Genomic DNA, 19,801 nt, shown 5'->3' with positions numbered 1-19,801 from the left:
TCCGTATCAGAAAGTAAAGCGCGCCGAAAAATTGAAGCTGCGGCCGGGCATGCTTAAGCGGTCGATTTGAGCCGAGCGCATTTGCGCGTCGTCGATGCCGCTGCCATTCATGCTGCCGACGTTGGCGAGTACGCCACCGTGCAAACCGCCCCAGTCCCAGTAGCGGCGATCGGTGATGTTGCTGATGCCAGCCGATAGCTCCAGCATCGATAGCGGCTTCCAGTGCGCATACATATCCAGCGTGGCGTAGCCCGGCGCGCGAAATAGCTCGGGGGCATCCAGGCGGTTTTTGCGGCGCACGCCCTTGCCGATCAACTCCGCGCCCCACCGCTCGGTGTCGTAGGCGATGCCGAGCACGGCAGTGCCCGGATCCACGCTATTGAGTGGCGTACTGACGCCACTGCCGTAAACCGTCTTGTCGCCACGCTCGGTACTGAGGCTGCCCTGCAGCCGCCAGCCGTGCAGGCTTTCGGTAAGAGCCCCCAACTCCAATCCAGCGGAGGCTTCAATGCCTTTTACCGTGGCCTTGGGGAAATTTACCGACTGCATCACGATCAGCAGGTTTTGATCGCGCGCCCATTGCGGCCATTGCTCGGGTCGCAATGCGTAACCGCCAAAGATGAAATCGCGATAGCGGTTGTAGTAGACACTGGCCGAGTAGTAACCGAAATCACCACGGCCACGCACACCAAGCTCCAAGCCCTTGCTGGTTTCCGGTTTCAGTTGCGGATTGGGCACGATGCCGTATAGCCGCGGTGTACCCCAGGCCACCGCCAGCTCGCTATACAGCGGCGGGCGGAAGCCCTGCGCGTAATTGGCATACACATTGACGCTGTCGGTGGCCGCGTAGTCGATGCCCAGCTTGGGCGAGAAGCGATTGTGGGTGACTTGATTCAAGCCGCCTTGCACGAAGCTGCCGGCGAAATAGCGGTCGCCGCTATCGGGCTTGAACGAATAGCGATCGAAACGCATGCCCGGCACGATCTTCAAGCGATCATCCAGCAAGCCGATTTCATCTTGCACAAACACCGCATAGCGGTCTGTGTTGTTTTTGGGGAAGAAGCTCAGCGGATAATTCTCCGGCATATACGGCGTCTTGCTGGAGGTGATGCCGGTGGCTATGTCAGTGCCCGTGCCGCCTAACTGTCCCGTCGGTGTGGTGCGCGAGACTTCGACACCGTAAGCGAAGCGATGCTCGGCTGCGCCGATGGCGGCATCTTTGCGCAGCGTGAGTTTGCCGCCGAATAGCCGCTCGCTGAGCGAGCTGAGATACAAACGGTCATACACCTTGCCACGCAGCGGCACGGAAGCCAGCGTGCGGGTGTCGGATTCAGTCTCGGTTTTTTGCCAGTAGACGTTCCAATCCAGTCGGTCGGCCAAAGCACTGTCGATCTTGCTATAGCGTTGCTCGAAAGAAACGCGCATGCGTTTGGAGGTGTCTTCCGCGTGATCGTCCAACAATTGCACCTGCGGAGCTTTCGGATTGAGCGCGCTGTACACCTTCGTGTTCACGCGATTATTGAAGATGTCTGCGGTGAACCGATCTTCGCGACCGGAGGTGGCGGTGTGCACGTACTTAGCCAGCACGCTGTCGGTGCGTGCGTCGAGTGGATCGGGGCGCGTGCGGGTGTAATCGGTGCTGCGAATATCGCCCTGGTTAGCCAGCTCGTGCGACTGGCGATGCGTGGCGACGATCATGATGCCGTTGGCGCGGTCACCGCCAGCCACAGTCAGGCTGGTGGTGAGGCCACGATCTGCGCTGCCGTATTGCTCTTTCAGCGAGACATAGTTGCGGCTGTCGCGCAGATAATCGGCCGGGTCCTTAGTGACATATCGCACCGTGCCGCCCAGCGCATCGGAGCTATCCAACGCCGAGGCCGGGCCGCGCACAATCTCCACGCTCTTGATGGTGTCCAGATCCACATAGTTGCGCCCGGCACGCATGCCGGTGGTGGAGAAGCCAAACGAATTGGCCGCGGTCACGCCATCGGTCTGGATGCTTACGCGATTACCGTCCAGGCCGCGAATGCTGAAACTATCCAACCCCCAACGGCCGGCGGTGCCGATGGCCGACACACCCGGCTCGTAATTCACCAGGTCGCGAATATTGAGTACCAGGCGACGATCCATCTGCTGGCGATCGATCACCGAGACGGTGCCCGGCACATCTATCTTGATCGCGGAACTGAGCGCGGTGACTTTCACTCGGGGCAGTTCGGTGGTGTTGTCCACGCCAGGCGCCGCGTCATCATTGGCCCATACGGGTGCCGCCAAGGCCACGGAAATCACCGCGGCCAACGGCGTAAATCGCAGAATCGACATCATGTATTCCTTCGCCATGCTTGAGGTTTCAAGCGGCTGGCTGGCGAAGGAGGCGGGAAGAAACGCCTGCGGCTGGCGGCCGGTTATCTAGAACTAGGTGCGAACGTTCTGCGCCAGCGAAGACTTGCGCAAGGCAGCAGTGGCTCACATCGATAAATGAGAATGTATCTCATTTGTAAATTTCTGCGCAAGCCGCCTCCCCGCCTCATCTCCCTGGCGACGATTCGTTGATCTCTTAGTGCGCGCGTCAGCCCAACCTGTTTCAGTCCAGCCCGTTTCAGTCCAGCCCGTTATTGAATGCGCAGCCCCCGCTCCGCATCGAAAAAATGCAGCCGCTCGGGATCGAAACCGAAATGCATGATGCTCCCCGGTGTCGGCAGAACTCGCGGCGGTATGCGCGAAACAAGGGCGAGGTCGCCGTAACGCAGGTTGAGGAAAATCTCATTGCCGACGGGTTCGAGTACTTCGAGCTGCGCGCTCAGCAGCGCATCGTCGGCATGGGCGCGTGGCTGCATATCTTCCGGGCGCAGACCGAGCACGATCTCGCGGCCATGCCAGGCTTGCAGCGCCTTTGCCTGTAGGGGCTCACCGAGCGACAGCTCGCCTTGCGCGGCAACCAGCCGAAAACCGTTATCGATCTGCAATGTGCCGCGCAGCAGATTCATCGCCGGGCTACCGAGAAAGCCGGCGACAAACAGATTCGCCGGCCTGTCGTAGAGATTCATCGGCGTATCGATTTGCTGGATGACACCGCCATTGAGCACGACGATACGTTGCCCCAGCGTCATCGCCTCGATCTGGTCGTGGGTGACGTAAATCATGGTGGCCTTGAGCTGGCGATGTAGCCGTGCAATCTCCACCCGCATCGACAGGCGCAGCTTGGCATCGAGATTCGACAACGGCTCATCAAGCAAAAAAACCTTGGGATCGCGCACCAGCGCGCGGCCTAACGCAACCCGCTGGCGCTGGCCGCCAGACAGTGCCGCGGGGCGGGAATCCAGGCGCTGCTCCAGCTCCAGGGTCTGCGCGGCCTCGCGTACGCGGCGTTCGATCTCGGCCTTGGGCTGGCCGCGCAGGCGCAGACCGAAGCCGAGGTTTTCCGCCACCGTCATATGCGGATACAAGGCGTAGTTCTGAAACACCATGGCGATGTCGCGATCCTTGGGTGCGACGTCGTTGACCACGCGACCGTCAATGCTCAGGCTGCCGCTGCTGATCGACTCCAGCCCGGCGATCATCCGCAGCAAAGTGGTCTTGCCGCAGCCGGAGGGCCCGACCAGCACCAGCAGCTCGCCATCGGCGATCTCGAAACTGGCCTCGGCCACGCCGACATGTCCATTCGGGTAGACCTTGCGCAGCTTGTCGAGGCGGACACTGGCCATGCATGCATCTCCTGCGGCCTGGCCCTGGGCTCAGCCATAGTGTTGGGGATAGCGATCGCCAGCCTGACGGCCCACGCGCATGATCCATGCTTGTACGAAACCGGCTGCACAAGTAGGGAACATTCGGATATTCTCGCAATGTAATCGTTTACATCAAGCCGCAATGCGGCACGGGAACCCAGTCGATGAGCCGTAGCTACCGTTTTCCTGAAGGTTTTCTCTGGGGTGCCGCCACCTCGGCTTATCAAATCGAGGGCTCGCCGCTGGCCGATGGCGCCGGCCCGAGCATCTGGCAACGCTTCGCCCATACCCCCGGCATGATGATTAACGGTGACACCGGCGATATCGCCTGCGACCACTATCGCCGCTACAAAGACGACGTGCAGTTGATGAAGGCGCTGGGGCTGCAGGGCTATCGCTTAAGCATCAACTGGGCACGCGTGCTGCCCGAAGGCACCGGCCGGATCAATCAAAAGGGCCTGGACTTCTATTCGCGACTGGTCGACGAGCTGCTGGAAAACGGCATCGCACCTAACGTCACCCTGTTTCATTGGGATCTGCCGGCGGCGCTGGATGATCGCGGCGGCTGGCTCAACCGCGACGTCGCCAACTGGTTCGCCGATTACGCCAGCGTGATGTACAAGGCGCTGGATGGCCGCGTGCAGCACTGGTCCACGCTCAACGAGCCCTGGGTTGTTACCGATGGCGGCTACCTGCATGGCGCGCTGGCGCCGGGACATCGCAGCAAATACGAAGCGCCGATCGCCGCGCATAACCTGATGCGCGCCAGTGGCGCCGGCATCCTGGCGTATCGCACCTTCGGCAAGCATGAGATCGGCGTGGTGTTCAATATCGAGCCGAAATATCCGCACTCCGATAGCCCGGAAGATCTGGCCGCCACCCGCCGTGCTCATGCCTATATGAATGAGCAGTTCGCCGACCCGGCGCTGCTGGGTAGTTATCCGCCGGAGTTGAAGGAAATCTTCGGCGACGCGTGGCCGGATTTTCCCGACGACGACTTCAATCTGACCAAGCAAAAAGTCGATTTTGTCGGCATCAACTACTACACCCGCGCGGTGGTGAAAAACGATCCGCTGCAATACCCGCTCAAAGCCTCGCCGGTGCGCCAGCCAAACAAGACCTACACGGAGACCGGCTGGGAGGTCTTCGAGCAAGGGCTGACCGACACCCTCACCTGGTTCAAGAGCCGCTACGGCGACATTCCGCTATACATCACCGAGAACGGTTCGGCCTTCTACGACGCACCGGTGGCCGAGGGCGGCGTACTGGACGATCCGCTGCGCACCGACTATCTGCGCAAGCATTTGCGGGCACTGCACCGGGCGATCGACGCCGGGGTGAACCTCAAGGGTTATTACGCCTGGTCGCTGATGGATAATTTGGAGTGGTCCCTAGGTTTCTCCAAGCGCTTTGGCCTGTACCATGTGGACTTTGCCACGCAGAAGCGCACGCCCAAAGCGACGGCGAAACTTTACGCCAAGGTGATCGAAAGCAACGGCACGGCGCTGGACGATGACGGCCTATCCGCATAGGCATCATGTCCGCCCATGGCAGGCTTGCGTGACCAGGCTTGCGTGACCCGTTGCCAGGATTGTTCATGAGCTTTTCCGCTAGTGCCGCCCCGACCCTGCTCGCCGATCTCGGTGGCACCAATGTCCGCTTCGCCCTGACCCACCCCGACCGTACCGCACCGCTGCTTGAAGGCAGCGTGCGGCGTTATCGGGTGAAGGATTTCACCTCGTTGGCCGAGGCGATCCGCCAATATTTCACCGATACGGGTCTGACCGCCAAGCGCGCGGTGATCGCCGCCGCCGGCCGCATCAGCGATGGCGAAACGGTAAAGATCACTAACAATCCCTGGTCCATCGCCGCGCACAAACTGCAAGCCGAACTGGGCATGGACTCGGTGCATCTGGCTAACGACTTTGCCGCGCAAAGCATGGCGGTGACCCTGCTGCAGCCGGGAGATCTCGTGTCGGTCGGCAGCCTGCCGATACCGGTCATCAGTGCCCGCGAAGAGCAGACCTTCGCTATCGTCGGGCCCGGCACCGGCCTGGGTGTCGGCGGCCTGTTGATGCGCCAAGGCAAAGCCAGTGTGCTGCAGAGCGAAGGCGGCCACGCCGGCTTCGCCGCGCACAACCCGGAGGACATCGAGATACTCAACTATCTCAACCACCGCTTCGGCCGCGTTTCCAACGAGCGCCTGATCTGCGGTCAGGGCCTGGTGAACCTCTACGATGCGGTCTGCAATATCGCCGGGCAAACCCCCGAAGCACTGCAACCCGAAGACATCACCCAGCGTGCCGAGAACGGCAGCGATGCGATTTGCATTCGCACGGTGGAAACCTTTGCCGGCATCTTCGGCAGCGTCGCCGGCGACCTGGTACTTACACTCGGTGCGTGGGATGGCGTCTACCTCACCGGTGGCCTGATCCCGATCCTGCTGCCATGGCTGGAACGCCGCGGGCATTTCCGCGAACGCTTTGAGGCGAAAGGCCGCTTCCGCGACACCATGGAACACATCCCCACCCAGGCGATCATGAACCCCGAACCAGGCCTGGTCGGCGCCGCCGCGCTGGCGATGATGGAATCGGACAAGTCCTTTCCGTTGAAGTGATATCCATTGAAGTGATGAATAATCAGCGGTAGATCATACGACTGCCGCGATACTGCTAAACCGTCCAACGCTGGCATTGGAGATTCCCCTCATGTCCCGCAGCGATACCGCGTTTCTGTTCGATCTCGACGGCACCCTGGTCGATAGCGTCTACCAGCACGTGCTTGCCTGGAAGGAGGCGCTGGACAAGGAGGGCGTCGAGTTATCGGTGTGGCGCATTCATCGCAAGATCGGCATGAGCGGCGGACTGTTCGCCAACATCTTGTTGCGCGAGACCGGCCTGGAAATCACCGAAGAGCGACTGGCGCGCCTGCGTCAGTGGCATGCCGAGGCCTACAACCGTCAAGCCAGTCAAGGCTCAGTGCGGCCACTGCCCGGCGCGCGCGAACTGCTGGCCTTTCTCACCGAGCAGAAAATTCCCTGGGCGATCGCCACCAGTGGCCGCATGCAAACGGCCGCGCACAATCTCGAAGCGCTTGGCGTCGATCCATCGAAGGTACCCGTGGTAACCCGCGATCAAGTGCGCCACGCCAAGCCCGACCCCGATCTGTTTATCACCGCGGCCCATCGACTCGACTGCGATATCCATAAAGCATTGGTTATCGGCGACAGCATCTGGGACATGCTTGCGGCGCAACGCGCGCGCTCACTCGGCATCGGCTTGCTTTCGGGCGGCTACGGCCAGGAAGAACTCGAACGCTCGGGCGCGTTTCGGGTGTATGAAGATCCCGCCGATTTGTTGTGGCATATCGACGAAGTCGTTGCGCGCAGTTGATGCCCGGATGTCAGGCGCGATTCATCCCCGCGCCAGTTCCAGCGGTTAGGCTCGGCAGTCTCTCGTTCGGAGCCGCCTTATGCGCCGACTCGCCAGCAGCCTCTCACTTACCCTGCTACTCGCAGCCTGTTCGCCTTCTGCACCCGCACCCACGCAGCAGGCTGCGCAACCCAGCCCCGCCCATGTCACGCTTGGCTCGGCCCAGTGGTATGCCTGGGTCGATCAAACCCTCGGCATCAGCGATGACAGCGGCCATGGCCCGGATCCTGGCTCCGACGAATGGAATCAAGCTGTGCAGCACAAGCTCGACCAAGAAGCACCGCAGTCGAAACCGGGTTCGCCAGAGTGGCAGCAAGCGGTGGATGCTCTACTGCGCACGCGTGCCACGGCCGAACGCTAACTACATCGAAACATCTACGAAGCCGGCGCCAGCAACGCGTCCAAATCGTCTTGCTCGAAGCTGAGCCGCTCGCGGCTACCGCCACCTTCCAGCACCGCCTCGGCCAACTCGGCCTTGCGCGCTTTCTGCTCTTCGATCCGCTCCTCTACCGTGCCTGAGGTAATCAAGCGGAAGACGAAGACGGGTTTGTCCTGACCGATGCGATGCGCACGGTCGCTGGCCTGTGCCTCAGCGGCGGGGTTCCACCAGGGGTCGTAATGGATCACGGTATCGGCGGCGGTGAGGTTGAGGCCGACGCCGCCGGCTTTCAGCGAGAGCAGAAACAGCGGCACTTCGCCCTCCTGGAACTGGCGCACTGGTTCGGCGCGGTCGCGCGTTTCGCCAGTGAGCGTGACGTAGCGGATACGCCGACGATCCAGCTCGTGCGCGATCAGCTTGAGCATCTCGGTGAACTGCGAGAACAGCAGCACCTTGCGGCCCTCGGCGAGCAGCGCGGGCAACATGTCCATCAGCAATTCGAACTTGGCCGAATCGCGCACGCCGCGCGCGGCTTCCAATTTCACCAGCCGCGGATCGCAACAGACCTGGCGTAGCTTCAGCAGTGCATCGAGCACGATGATGCCGCTGTGGGCGATGCCGCGCTGGGCGATCACTTCGCGCAATTCGTCGGCCAGCGACAAGCGCAGGCTTTCGTATAGCTCGCGCTGACGGCCTTCCAGCACCACGCGACGCGTGATCTCGGTTTTCGGCGGCAGTTCAGTGGCGACCTGTGCCTTGGTACGACGCAGAATAAAAGGCGCAAGGCGGCGGTTAAGACGCTCTTGGCACTCGGCATCGCGCTGCTTTTCGATCGGCACCCGGTAATGGCGACGGAACGCGCCTTCGTCGCCCAGCAAGCCGGGTACGGCGAGGTCGACCTGCGACCACAATTCGCCGAGATGATTTTCCAGCGGCGTGCCGGTGAGGCAGATGCAGCGCGGGGCACGCAAACTGAGTACCGCACGCCGTGCTTGCGTGCGGGGGTTTTTCACTTGCTGTGCTTCGTCTAATGCGATCAAGGCGAAGGCTTGCTTGCGCAGCGTGACGACATCGCGCGGCAACAAGGCGTAGCTGGTCAGCACGATATCTTGACCGCCGAGCTGGGCGAATTCACCGCCGCGCTGCGGGCCGTGCAGGGTGAGCACGCGCAGCGACGGTGCGAAGCGCGCAACCTCGGACAGCCAGTTGGGAATCAAACTGGTCGGCACCACGATCAATGCCGGCTGAGTCAGTTCGCCGCGTTCTTTCAATGCAAGCAAATGGGTAATCAATTGCAGCGTTTTGCCCAAGCCCATGTCGTCGGCAAGTACGCCGCCCACACCGGCCTCGGCAAGCGCATTCAACCAGCGCAGACCCTCGCGCTGATAAGGCCGCAGCTCCACCGTGAGGCCCTGCGGAATCGCATCGCTGGCGCGCTCGGCGGCATCGCGCAGACGCGCGGTGAATCCGCGCAGTTGCTCCGGCGCCTCCAAGGCGCCGCCGCTGGGCAGCGCATCGATGATTTCTTCCAGACGGCCGGCCTGCACGCGTGGCAGGTGCAGTTTTTTCTTTGGTTTTTCCAGGTACTCGGCCAAGGGCGCCAGCAGGCCGCGCAACTCTTTCAGCCGCACCGGCACCCGGCGACGCTCATCGACCGGCGCGTACCACACGGCGTCTTCCGGTTCGTTCGGTGCCGGACTCAGATTGAGCTGATGCTCGGCCAGTGCCTGCGCCACGGCGGGCAGCAAGTTGTGTCGCTTGCCCTCGACTTCGATGCCGATCTCCAGATCGAAGGCGTGGTCGTCGGCGTCTTCAACGGCGTTGCCGTACCAGCGCACCGGACCTTCCAGCACCTCGAACGGAAAACTGGGCGCGTAATCGAGCTGAAAACCTTCGGCCTCCAGTTTTGGCCGCAGCGCCAGCCAACGCGCCGGCGTGTTTACCTCCAGCGCACCCGCATAACCCTTACCGGGGAACAGCCAGGCGTCTTCGGGCAAGGTATCGGCTACATCCCAAGGCAGGCCTTCGGTATCGACGCCTGGGGTCAGGCCGGCGTGTTCAAGCTGCTCCATCGTCGACAGCTCTTCGGCACGACGCCGGATGATCTCGATCAGTTGACCATTGCGCACGCGCCGCACCAGCGGCTCGCCGCCGCGGCCGGGCAAGCGCTCGCCAGCGTAATCGAAGGCCAGCCGCGCATAGGCCAGCGGCGGTGTGCCGGCGCCCAGGCGCGCATGGCGCGTCAATGCATGCAAGGTCAGCACCGGCTTGGGCGCCAGTTCGGCGCGGCGCAGCTCACTGAACACTTGCGGCAACGGCACACGTTGAGCCAGGCGACTATGAGGCAAGGCGTCGCGCAGACGGCGGCTGTGCTCGTGCTTCAGTGCAGGCAGATCGAGCCAATGGGCTTCTTCGGCACTGGCTTCCAGATGCCCCAATTCGGCGCGCTCAGGATCGAGAAACCACAAGCCGTCGATCCGCAGCAAACGCTGATTGTGCGGCAGCAAGGGCAGCAAGCGCTGACTGCCATCGACCTCCAACTGCCATTGCCAGCGCAGCGGATGCGATTTGCCGCGCGATAGCCGCAACCCGGCCAGGCCACCGAGGAAGCACGGCGAGGTATCCAGAATCTCGGCCAGCAATGCATCGCCGACATGACCGGCCAGCCGGGCGTAACTGCGGCTTTTGCGCAGGCTTTGCGACAAACCGAGCACGGTGGCGGCAAGACGCTGCTCGTGGGGCTCCAACGGCTGATGCGACAGGTGTTTGCTATCCAGCGGTGTCGGCCGTGTGAAACGGCCATGCTCGCCGCTGGCCAGCAGCACCGGCGCCACATCGAGCCGCGCGTTCGGGGAGCCTTCCTCCGGCATCACCTCAAGAAAAAAGCCGAGTACGCCGCGTTCATGCGTGGCCCCTGAGGTGGGGGCATCAAGCAAGCGCCGCCACACGCCGGGTAGCGGCTCGTCACGGCCGCCGCTACTGCGCGAAATCAGATCGCCTTGCTGCTTCTCATCGGGTTGCTGCATGCGCATGCGGTCCGCGGTGGCGACCAAAACGCCGAGCTTAGCAAGGCCAGCGTATTAGTGTTCGTCGGCTTTGCGCGGAGATGCAAAAAAGAGCTGAAGAGCCCCCCCCTCCCCAGCCCTCAGTTCACGGACTCGACCCAAACAAACCCTGCGGATACTCCGGCTTCTGCTCACGCGACATCAGGGCTTTCAGCCCCTCCGCGGGAGTCACCTCGCCATGTAGCACCGCACGCACTCCGGCGCTGATCGGCAGATCCAGCCCGTGCTTGATCGCCAAACGGGTCACTTCATCGGCGGTAACGACACTTTCGACCACCTGGCCGATCTCCCGCACCGCCTCGTCGATCGCCTGGCCACGGCCCAGCGCCAGACCCAATCGACGATTGCGCGAGAGGTCACCGGTGCAGGTAAGCACCAGGTCGCCCAGGCCAGATAAGCCCATCAAGGTCTCAGGCCGCGCGCCCAGCGCTACGCCCAGGCGCAACATCTCGTTCATGCCGCGGGTAATCAGACCGGCGCGGGCGTTTAGCCCCAACTCCATGCCATCGGCAACCCCGGTGGCCACCGCCAGCACATTCTTCATCGCACCGCCCAATTCGGCACCGAGTACATCGCTGCCGGAATACGCACGAAAATTCGGCGCATGCAGTAGCGAAGCCACCTGATGGGCAAAGGCGTCATCGTCGGAATGCACGGTAACGGCACTGGGTAAGCCAGCGGCAACCTCACGGGCAAACGAAGGCCCGGTGACGACCGCCGCGGCACGCCCCGGCAAACGCTGCTGCACCAGTTCATGCAGAAAGCGCCCGGTACCGGGTTCGAAACCCTTGGTCGCCCAGGCAATGGTCGCCGCAGGTTCGAGCAGGGGCGCGATTTCGTCCAGCATCGCGGCAAACGCGTGGCTTGGCACCACGATCAAGACAATCTCGGCGCCACGCAGGGCGGCGGCGAGGTCGCTTTCATAACGTAGCTCTGCCGGCAGTTCGAGATCCGGCAGATAGCGCTGGTTGCGATGGCTTTCAGCCATGGCCGCCAGCGCCCTGGGATCGCGACCCCATAACCGGGTCGGCACTCCATTGCGCGCGGTTAAGGCCGCCAGTGCGGTGCCCCAGGAACCGGCACCGAGGACGGCCAGGGTCGGATTTTCAACCATGACGTGCGCTCAGCTATTGAGCGTCGGGGCCTCGTCACCACCGATCGTGCGGCGCTGCTGTTCGGCGAACAATGCGTCGAAATTGATCGGCTGCAGCAAGAACGGCGGGAAACCACCCTCCAACACCAGACTCGAAATCACCTGACGGGCATACGGGAACAGCAGATTCGGGCAGTAGCTGCCGATGATGCCGGCATGATCGGCCTCGCTGAACCCGGCTACGCCGAACAAACCAGCCTGCTGCACCTCGGCCAGGTAGGCCGTGCGCTCACCCACCGTGCAAGTCAGGGTCAGGCTCAGGATGACTTCGTACAAATCGCCACCCAGCGCCGTAGCCTTGTGACCAAGATTGAGCTGAACCTGGGGCTGCTGATCGGTCTCGGCGATCTCCTGGAAGATCTGCGGCGCATTGGGCGCCTCGAACGACACATCCTTGACGTAGATCTTCTGCAACATTAGCTGTGGCTGACCGGCCTGGCCATTGGCCTGACCGTTGGCGGTGACTTCTGCCATGGGATTCCCTCGCTCTTGCGCGTAAGTGGTTAGAACCAAAGGGGTCGATTGTTCCACAAATGAAGACAGCCCCGCCATGCCCAAACATCATCAAAAACCACTTAGTTTGCGCACAGCCCTGTTTTTCTGGGAGAATACGCGGCTCAACTGTGCCGGCCCGATGTTTCGGGTACGTCCGCGACGCGATGCGGGCCTCACGATGCACACTGAAAGCACCACCCTCCAGCATTGCGTGGCGCCAAGCGCCGCTGGGCCGATGTCGCCCTGGCTAACGGGCGTACACAACTAATTACGGAGGTCCTCATGGCCCGTAGATGCCAAGTCACCGGAAAGGGTGTGCAGACAGGCAACAACGTCTCGCACGCCAACAATCGTACCCGTCGCCGCTGGTTGCCCAACCTGCACGAGCGCCGCTTCTGGGTCGCCAGCGAAAACCGCTGGATCAAACTGCGCGTTTCCAATCAAGCGTTGCGCACCATCGACAAGAATGGCATCGAGGCTGTGATTGCCGACCTGCGTGCTCGCGGCGAAAAGGTCTGAGGAATCAATCATGGCTTCTAAAAACGACAAGATCCGCTTGATCTCCTCGGCCGGCACCGGCCACTTCTACACCACGCAGAAGAACAAGAAGAACACGCCGGAAAAGTTCGAGTTCAAGAAATACGACCCGGTTGTCCGCAAGCACGTGATCTACAAGGAAGGCAAGATCAAGTGATCTGCAGCTAGCAGATCATCCCCGCGAAAGCCGGGATCTGACCTTCACAAGAAACCCGCCGCAAGGCGGGTTTTTTGTTGCCGGCCATTCGGCCGAAGGCTCTGCTGAGACGACTCGCTAAAAAGAAAGGCCCGCGATCAGCGGGCCTTTCTTTTACTCATGGCAAAGCACGATCAGGTAGCGCTGACGGCATAGCCCTTCAACCGCTGCGCAAACTCCTGCAGTGCGCGGATACCGCTCTGCTCGGCCTCGTGGATCCACTGCTGCAGGCCCTTCAAGGCCTGGTCGGCACCACGCTGCTCCATCAATGCCGCCAGACGCGCACGGAACTCGCATACGACGCTCAGGGTGGGGCGCTTGGCCAATACGGCCTGGAGACGATCGCGACCTTCGTTATCGAGCCAGCGGCCGCCATCGGCCATGGCCCGGCGCAAACGGCGCGGCATCGACTTGATGTTCTCGCCGGCGTGCTGAGCCTCGTCGCGCATGGTCGGCACGATCACGCCCTGGTAGTAGTCGGTCATCGCCTGGAAGCGATGGGTAAGTACGGCTTTCAGCGTCTCGGCATCGGGCAGATGCACGTTCGGGCGAACGTCCAGGCTTGGCGCCACGCGCAGCACCTTGGCCAGGCCAACCGCGCGCAGCATGCAAATCGCCGCCCAGCCGATGTCGAACTCCCACTTGCGCAGGGCGAACTTGGCCGAACTCGGGAAGGCATGGTGGTTGTTGTGCAGCTCTTCGCCGCCGATCCAGAAGCCCCAGGGAATTAGGTTGCGCGCGGTGTCGGCGCTTTCGAAGTTGCGATAACCCCACCAGTGGCCGACGCCGTTGACGAAACCGGCAGCCCAGAACGGGATCCAGATCATTTGCACGGCCCACAAGGCTGCGCCGATCACGCCGAATAAGGCCAGGCTGATGATGAGCATCAAGGTCGGGCCCCAGTACGGGTGCGCGCTGTACAGCTTGCGCTCGATCCAGTCGTCCGGCGTGCCGCGACCGTATTTTTCGAGGTCTTCTTTCACTTCGCTGGCATCGCGATACAGCGACACGCCATCCCAGAAAACCTTCTTGATGCCGTAGATCTGCGGGCTATGCGGATCTTCTTCGGTCTCGACCTTGGCGTGATGCTTGCGATGTACCGCCACCCATTCCTTGGTCACCATGCCGGTGGTCAACCAGCCCCAGAAGCGAAAGAAGTTCGCAATCAGCGGATGCAGGTCGACGCCGCGATGCGTCTGGCAGCGGTGCAGATACAGCGTCACCGTGAAAATGGTGATCTGCGTCATCACCAGCACATAGATCAGCATGGTCAGCCAACTGGCGCTGGTCAGGCCGTTGGAAAGGAAATTCAGTACTGCATCAAGCATGGAAGCACCCAGAGGATTGATTACTTTGATTCGCAAAGCAGTCTATGCCGTCGGTTTCCGTACCCGCCAGCATGGTCGTTCGTTATTACATCTAAACGTGTCGATGATCGCACGACTCGTGTATAGCAGTTGTTACCCCGTTGTGCTGGATATGTGGACACCCCGACAATCGCGCAATGACCATGCCTAACGCCGTTTTGCCGCAAGACATCTTGGAGCCGGATTTATTACGGTTAGATCGACTCAGCCGCCACCGGGCCGGACGTCCAGCCGTTCAGGATCTGAGCCTGACCCTGAAACGCGGCCAGGTGCTGGGCCTGCTGGGGGTGAACGGGGCCGGTAAATCAACGACGTTATCGATGATTGCCGGCGCGTTGCGCCCCGATAGCGGCACGATCGCGCTTAATGGCGAGGATTTCCTGGAACACCCTGAACGCGCGCGCCGGCTGATCGGCTGGCTGCCAGAGCGGGCACCGCAATGGCCTGAACTGACCGTTGGCGAGCATCTGGACACGCACGGGCGCCTGCGCGGCCTGAACGGCGTCGCGCTGAAGCAAGCCCGTGAGGCCATTGTCGAACGGCTGGAACTAGGCCCTTTGCAGCGGCGACTCGCCGGCGTGCTGTCGCAAGGCCAGCGCCAGCGGCTTGGCCTGGCCTGTGCCCTGGTGCATAAACCGGCGCTATTGGTGCTGGATGAACCAGCCAACGCACTCGACCCGATCCAGGTGGCCGCCCTGCGCACCTTGATCCGCGAACAGGTCAGTGCCGGCACGACGGTCATCCTGTCGACTCATTTGCTGGCCGAGGTGACCGCCGTCTGCGATCGTGTCGCGATCTTGCATGAAGGCCGACTGCATCACGACGGCCCGATTACCGATGGCGACCACAAGGCACTGGAACAGACCTTTTTCGATATTGCGATGCGTGGCGGCGACAGCACACCCTCCGCCGACAGGAGCCGCGCCGCATGAGCGTCATCGCCGTTGCAAGGCTGGAGCTTCGCCGCCTGTTCGTACGCCCGCTGACCTGGGTACTCGCCGCATTCACCTTGGGCGAATTGGCGTGGCGCTTTATTTTGCTGCTGGGCCAATTCCTGGCCAATCAGATCAAGTTGGCCGCACTGCCCGGCGGCCCCGGCTATACCGACCTGGTCGCCGTGCCCATGCTTAGCAGCCTGCTTACCGGCGGCCTGCTGCCCTTTGGCCTGGCCGAACTGGCCTTGGTCATAGTGCCGCTACTGACCATGTCGACACTTGCCGGCGAACGCAGCAACGGCACCCTGCCCCTGCTGTTTGCCAGCGGCTTGTCCGGTTCGCAAATCGTGCTCGGCAAGTATCTGGCCCTGCTGTTGTGGCTGGCCTTATGGCTGTTGCTGGTTCTGGCGATGCCCTTGAGCCTGGCTCATGGCACGCATCTGGACTGGGGCAAGTTCGCTGCCGCATCGCTAGGCCTGCTGCTGATGCTGGCTGCATTGGCCGCGCTAGGCATCGCCTGCTCCGCCTTCGCCTCGCATCCGGCGATCGCCGCCACCGCCAGCCTGATGCTGGGCCTGGGCCTGACCATCGTCAATCTGGGCGCGCAGATGGCCGGCGTCGGCAACGGCGCGGTCAACTGGCTGGCGCTGAGCACACATCTTGAGCCGCTGCTGCGCGGCCTGGTCTCCAGCGTGGACCTCGTATGGTTCGCGCTGTTGATCGCATTCTCGCTGATGCTGGCGATACGTCGACTATCGGCAGAAAAGGAGCGCGGCTGATGACGACGCTATTCAAGCAAGGCCTGTTTAGACGTCTGGACGGCTGGCTGTTCGCGCTGGGACTGTTACTCGGCGCGGGCGCTATCGGTTATCTATCGACGCGCCATGAATTTATCGCCGACTGGACCCACGGGCGGCGCGCCAGCCTTTCTCATGAAACCGCCGCGGTGCTGGCCACGTTGCCCGGCGCAGTGGAGATTGTCAGTTACGCCAGTCCGCAGGGCGATCTACGCCAAACCATTGCCGGCTTTGTACAACGCTATCAGCGGATCAAACCGGATCTCGCCCTGCGTTTCGTCGACCCGCAGCTAGATCCGGCAGCGATGCGCGAACTCGGTGTCACCGTCGATGGCGCGCTTATCGTCCATTACCAGAACCGCGAGCAGCGCCTGGAAGAGTTGTCCGAACGCGGCCTCACCAATGCATTGGAACGGCTCGCGCGCGGCGACGAGCGCATCGTCGCCTTTGTCACCGGTGACGGCGAACGCCGCGCCGACGGCAAGGCGAATGCCGACCTGGGCACTTTCATCTCGCAGTTGGAAGGCCGTGGCATGCGCGCGGTACCGCTGAGTTTCACCCAGGTCACGGCGGTGCCCGAGCACACCGACCTGGTGGTGCTGGCCAGCCCCGAGCTGACGCTGCCCGCCGGCGCGGTGAAGGCACTGACTGACTATGTAGCCAATGGCGGCAATGTGCTGTGGCTAACCGAACCGGCAAACGAGGACCTGGGCCTGGCGCCGTTGGCGAATGCACTCGGTGTGCGCGTACTGCCTGGTGTCTTGGTGGACGGCCAAGGCGCCGCGCTGGGCCTTAAGGACCCGCGCCTGATCGCGCTGGGCGACTACCCGCCGCAGGCGATCACTCACGGCTTCACGCTCACCACGCTGTTTCCGCAAGTCTCCGCATTGGCTCAGCTAGCGCAGAGCGGCTGGGACGTACAGGCGTTTCTCCGTTCGGGACCGCAGAGTTGGACCGCGTTTCACCCCATCGATAACGAGCATCCCACCGATGTCCGCTTCGACGCCGCCGCGGGTGAACTCAAAGGCCCGTTGGATTTCGGCTTCGCACTGAGCCGGCTTTCGCCCAGTCCCACCAAGCGTGAACAACGCGCCGTGGTGATCGGCGACGGCGACTTTCTCTCCAATACTTTTCTCGGCAACGCCGGCAACCGCGCCTTGGGCGAACGCGTATTCGACTGGCTGCTCGGCGACGACGCACTGGTCAACCTGCCGCCACGCGGCGCACCCGATCGCATTCTGCAACTCTCGCAAAGCCAGCTCAACGCGGTCAGCATGGGCTTCATGATTGGCCTACCACTACTGCTGCTGACGATCGGCGGATGCATCGTATGGCGGCGCCGCCGCGCATGAAGCGAGCCACCCGCACACGCCTGAGCTTGCTGCTCGGTGTCAGCGCCTTGCTCGCGCTGACCGGATGGCAACTACAGCGCGACCAGCAACACGCGAAAGAAACCCTGCTTAGCATCGCCCCTGAGGCCATCACCCAGATCGAACTAAGCCTGCAAGGCACCCCCACCGAGCATTACGCCAAGCGCGACGGTCACTGGTGGCGTACCGACGGCACCCCAACACGTGCCGATGAAGGCCGCCTCGGCGAATTGACCGAAATCGCGGCAGCGTCGGTGTTGAGTTGGCGCCCGCTAAGCGATTTCGATCCGGCGAAAATCGGCCTGACCAAGCCATTGGCCGTGCTGAGCCTGGATGGTCAACGACTGGAATTCGGCGAAGTTTCAGTCACCGGACCACAGCGTTACGTGCGCGTGGGCACACGGGTAGCGCTGGTTTCCATGCGTTATACGCCACGCCCCGCGACTGGGCTGAGAAAAAAACCTGACGCTTAGTTGTCTCCGCTGTTTGCAGGAGCTGGGGCAAGTACTCACCCCCTCCCAGCCCCCCCCCCTACACGTAGGGGGAGGAGCAAAAGCGCAGCGCTCGCTGCTTTTGACGTTGCTTTTGACCTTGCTCTTGCTCTTGACCTTGGGGCCCCTGTGCGTCGGTGAGGGTCGGACGACAAGGCCCGCAGGGGCATCGACAGGGATGTCGATGCCTTTTCGCCAGTGCATGGATGCACTGTCGAAAAGCCCGGCCGACCCTCACAAGCCCGAAGGGCGACGCGCGGGGTGGCCTTCTCTTTGGTTACTTTCTCTTGGCCACTCAAGAGAAAGTGACTCGGCCTCCGGCAGGAGGTCGAAAGCCCGCCGCAGGCGACCAACCCAGCCCAAACCCCCGCTTGCACAAACTCCACCCCCTCCCCATATCCTTCACCACCCATACACCCCAGGAATCCCCCCATGACCCAACAAGCGATCGGCGTAATCGGCATGGCCGTCATGGGCCGAAACCTCGCCCTCAACATCGAAAGCCGCGGCCACGCGGTATCCATCTACAACCGCAGCCGCGAAAAAACCGATGAAGTAGTCGCCGCCCATCCAGGCCGCAAGCTGATCCCCGCCTACACACTCAAAGACTTCGTCGACTCATTGGAAAAACCACGCCGCATCCTGCTCATGGTCAAGGCCGGCGAAGCTACCGACGCCACCATCGCCGAACTAAAGCCGCTGCTGGACCAGGGCGACATCTTGATCGACGGCGGCAATACCTTGTTCAAAGACACGATACGGCGCGAGCGCGAACTCAGCGCGGCCGGCCTGCACTTCATCGGCACGGGCGTCTCCGGCGGTGAAGAGGGCGCTCTGCACGGTCCCTCGATCATGCCGGGCGGGCCACGCGATGCTTACGACTTGGTCGCGCCCATCCTTACTGAAATCGCCGCCCGCGCCCCCGACGGCGAACCCTGCGTGGCCTATATGGGCACGGATGGAGCGGGGCATTACGTCAAGATGGTGCATAACGGTATCGAATACGGCGATATGCAATTGATCGCCGAAAGCTATGCCGTGCTCAAGCAAGTGCTTGGTCTGTCCAATGCCGAGTTGGCCAAGGTCTATACCGATTGGAACGAGGGCGAGCTGGACAGTTATCTGATCGCGATCACCGCCGATATCTTCGGTAAAAAAGATCCACAAAGCGGCAAGGATCTGGTCGATGTGATTCTCGATCGGGCCGCGCAAAAAGGCACCGGCAAGTGGACCAGCCAGAGCGCACTCGATCTCGGCGTGCCGCTGCCGCTGATTACCGAGTCGGTATTCGCGCGACTGCTATCGGCACTGAAAGACGAGCGCGTCATCGCCAGCAAACTGCTGACCGGGCCGGCGCCCTCGGCATTCAACGGCGATCGCGGCGCCTTTATCGAGGCCGTGCGCCGTGCGCTGTATCTCAGCAAAATCGTTTCCTATGCCCAGGGCTTCGCGCAATTGCGTGCCGCCTCCGACGAGTACCACTGGCAGCTACCTTACGGCACCATTGCGAAGATCTTCCGCGCCGGCTGCATCATCCGCGCCCGCTTTCTGCAAAAGATCACCGACGCCTACTCGCACGAAGCGCAACTGGCTAATCTGCTGCTCGATCCGTATTTTCGCGACATCGCCACGCAATACCAGCAAGCCCTGCGCGATGTCGTAGCCGGCGCGGTTCAAGCCGGGGTGCCGGTACCGTGCTTCGCCTCCGCCATCGCTTACTACGACAGCTACCGCGCCGAACATCTGCCCGCCAACCTGCTGCAAGCGCAGCGCGACTACTTCGGTGCGCATACGTTCGAACGTATCGATCAGCCCGGCAGCTTTCACGCGGATTGGTCGTGACCACGCCGCTCCTTTGCC

Annotated in this window: 17 protein-coding genes; 11 read left to right on the top strand and 6 right to left on the bottom strand. The window is 62.1% G+C overall.

Annotated features, from left to right (window positions below; translation table 11 throughout):
- Window positions 1-6: 6 nt before the first annotated feature.
- Complete coding sequence (locus tag DVJ77_RS07865) at window positions 7-2,322, bottom strand: TonB-dependent hemoglobin/transferrin/lactoferrin family receptor (RefSeq protein WP_162791410.1); 2,316 nt, start codon at window positions 2,320-2,322, stop codon at window positions 7-9.
- A 290-nt stretch (window positions 2,323-2,612) separates the two neighbouring features.
- Complete coding sequence (locus DVJ77_RS07860) at window positions 2,613-3,704, bottom strand: ABC transporter ATP-binding protein (protein ID WP_114844937.1); 1,092 nt, start codon at window positions 3,702-3,704, stop codon at window positions 2,613-2,615.
- A gap of 185 nt (window positions 3,705-3,889) precedes the next feature.
- Here DVJ77_RS07860 and DVJ77_RS07855 point away from each other — a divergent pair, with 185 nt between their 5' ends.
- The 4 genes from DVJ77_RS07855 to DVJ77_RS07840 all read left to right on the top strand — a co-directional run bounded on the left by DVJ77_RS07855 (window position 3,890) and on the right by DVJ77_RS07840 (window position 7,517).
- Entirely contained in the window at window positions 3,890-5,257 is a 1,368-nt protein-coding gene (locus DVJ77_RS07855; RefSeq protein WP_114844936.1) for a GH1 family beta-glucosidase, read from the top strand.
- 65 nt (window positions 5,258-5,322) lie between these two features.
- On the top strand, window positions 5,323-6,342 hold the full coding sequence (gene glk, locus DVJ77_RS07850; RefSeq protein WP_114844935.1) for a glucokinase: 1,020 nt from the start codon (window positions 5,323-5,325) through the stop codon (window positions 6,340-6,342).
- Between the two features lie 91 nt (window positions 6,343-6,433).
- The gene (locus tag DVJ77_RS07845; protein WP_114844934.1) at window positions 6,434-7,117 is read left to right on the top strand and encodes an HAD family hydrolase; all 684 of its coding nucleotides are present in this window, start codon (window positions 6,434-6,436) and stop codon (window positions 7,115-7,117) included.
- A gap of 79 nt (window positions 7,118-7,196) precedes the next feature.
- Complete coding sequence (locus tag DVJ77_RS07840; protein WP_114844933.1) at window positions 7,197-7,517, top strand: hypothetical protein; 321 nt, start codon at window positions 7,197-7,199, stop codon at window positions 7,515-7,517.
- Between the two features lie 14 nt (window positions 7,518-7,531).
- On the opposite strand, the gene DVJ77_RS07835 is transcribed toward DVJ77_RS07840, so the two are convergent.
- The 3 genes from DVJ77_RS07835 to secB all read right to left on the bottom strand — a co-directional run bounded on the left by DVJ77_RS07835 (window position 7,532) and on the right by secB (window position 12,227).
- Entirely contained in the window at window positions 7,532-10,561 is a 3,030-nt protein-coding gene (locus DVJ77_RS07835) for a DEAD/DEAH box helicase (protein WP_114845290.1), read from the bottom strand.
- Window positions 10,562-10,685: 124 nt separating this feature from the next.
- On the bottom strand, window positions 10,686-11,714 hold the full coding sequence (locus tag DVJ77_RS07830; RefSeq protein WP_114844932.1) for an NAD(P)H-dependent glycerol-3-phosphate dehydrogenase: 1,029 nt from the start codon (window positions 11,712-11,714) through the stop codon (window positions 10,686-10,688).
- 9 nt (window positions 11,715-11,723) lie between these two features.
- Window positions 11,724-12,227 (bottom strand): protein-export chaperone SecB, encoded by a 504-nt coding sequence (secB, locus tag DVJ77_RS07825; protein ID WP_114844931.1) that lies wholly within the window; start codon window positions 12,225-12,227, stop codon window positions 11,724-11,726.
- A 303-nt stretch (window positions 12,228-12,530) separates the two neighbouring features.
- On the opposite strand from secB, the gene rpmB reads away from it, so the two are divergent.
- Both rpmB and rpmG read left to right on the top strand, forming a co-directional pair.
- Window positions 12,531-12,767: a 50S ribosomal protein L28 gene (gene rpmB / locus DVJ77_RS07820; protein WP_114844930.1), complete on the top strand. Its 237-nt coding sequence runs from the start codon at window positions 12,531-12,533 to the stop codon at window positions 12,765-12,767.
- A 10-nt stretch (window positions 12,768-12,777) separates the two neighbouring features.
- The gene (rpmG, locus tag DVJ77_RS07815; RefSeq protein ID WP_114844929.1) at window positions 12,778-12,942 is read left to right on the top strand and encodes a 50S ribosomal protein L33; all 165 of its coding nucleotides are present in this window, start codon (window positions 12,778-12,780) and stop codon (window positions 12,940-12,942) included.
- Between the two features lie 173 nt (window positions 12,943-13,115).
- Here the strand turns inward: rpmG and DVJ77_RS07810 are convergent, their stop codons facing one another.
- Window positions 13,116-14,309 (bottom strand): DesA family fatty acid desaturase, encoded by a 1,194-nt coding sequence (locus DVJ77_RS07810; protein WP_114844928.1) that lies wholly within the window; start codon window positions 14,307-14,309, stop codon window positions 13,116-13,118.
- Between the two features lie 182 nt (window positions 14,310-14,491).
- On the opposite strand from DVJ77_RS07810, the gene DVJ77_RS07805 reads away from it, so the two are divergent.
- The 5 genes from DVJ77_RS07805 (at window position 14,492) to gndA (ending at window position 19,783) form a co-directional block, all read left to right on the top strand.
- Window positions 14,492-15,280: an ABC transporter ATP-binding protein gene (locus DVJ77_RS07805; RefSeq protein WP_380038745.1), complete on the top strand. Its 789-nt coding sequence runs from the start codon at window positions 14,492-14,494 to the stop codon at window positions 15,278-15,280.
- Complete coding sequence (locus DVJ77_RS07800) at window positions 15,277-16,062, top strand: ABC transporter permease (protein WP_114844926.1); 786 nt, start codon at window positions 15,277-15,279, stop codon at window positions 16,060-16,062. Before DVJ77_RS07805 ends, DVJ77_RS07800 begins: the two co-directional genes overlap by 4 nt.
- Window positions 16,062-17,432 (top strand): GldG family protein, encoded by a 1,371-nt coding sequence (locus DVJ77_RS07795; RefSeq protein ID WP_114844925.1) that lies wholly within the window; start codon window positions 16,062-16,064, stop codon window positions 17,430-17,432. The genes DVJ77_RS07800 and DVJ77_RS07795 overlap by 1 nt, the downstream gene beginning before the upstream one ends.
- Window positions 17,429-17,923, top strand: a complete 495-nt coding sequence (locus DVJ77_RS07790) for a hypothetical protein (protein ID WP_114845289.1) — start codon at window positions 17,429-17,431, stop codon at window positions 17,921-17,923. The genes DVJ77_RS07795 and DVJ77_RS07790 overlap by 4 nt, the downstream gene beginning before the upstream one ends.
- Window positions 17,924-18,373: 450 nt before the next feature.
- Window positions 18,374-19,783, top strand: a complete 1,410-nt coding sequence (gndA, locus tag DVJ77_RS07785) for an NADP-dependent phosphogluconate dehydrogenase (protein WP_114844924.1) — start codon at window positions 18,374-18,376, stop codon at window positions 19,781-19,783.
- Window positions 19,784-19,801 lie beyond the last annotated feature (18 nt).

The organism is Dyella tabacisoli (genome assembly GCF_003350925.1).
In the GTDB taxonomy this organism is placed as follows: domain Bacteria; phylum Pseudomonadota; class Gammaproteobacteria; order Xanthomonadales; family Rhodanobacteraceae; genus Dyella_C; species Dyella_C tabacisoli.
The sequence above is the reverse complement of the archived record's forward strand: the minus strand, read 5'-3'. Positions and strand labels throughout refer to the sequence as shown.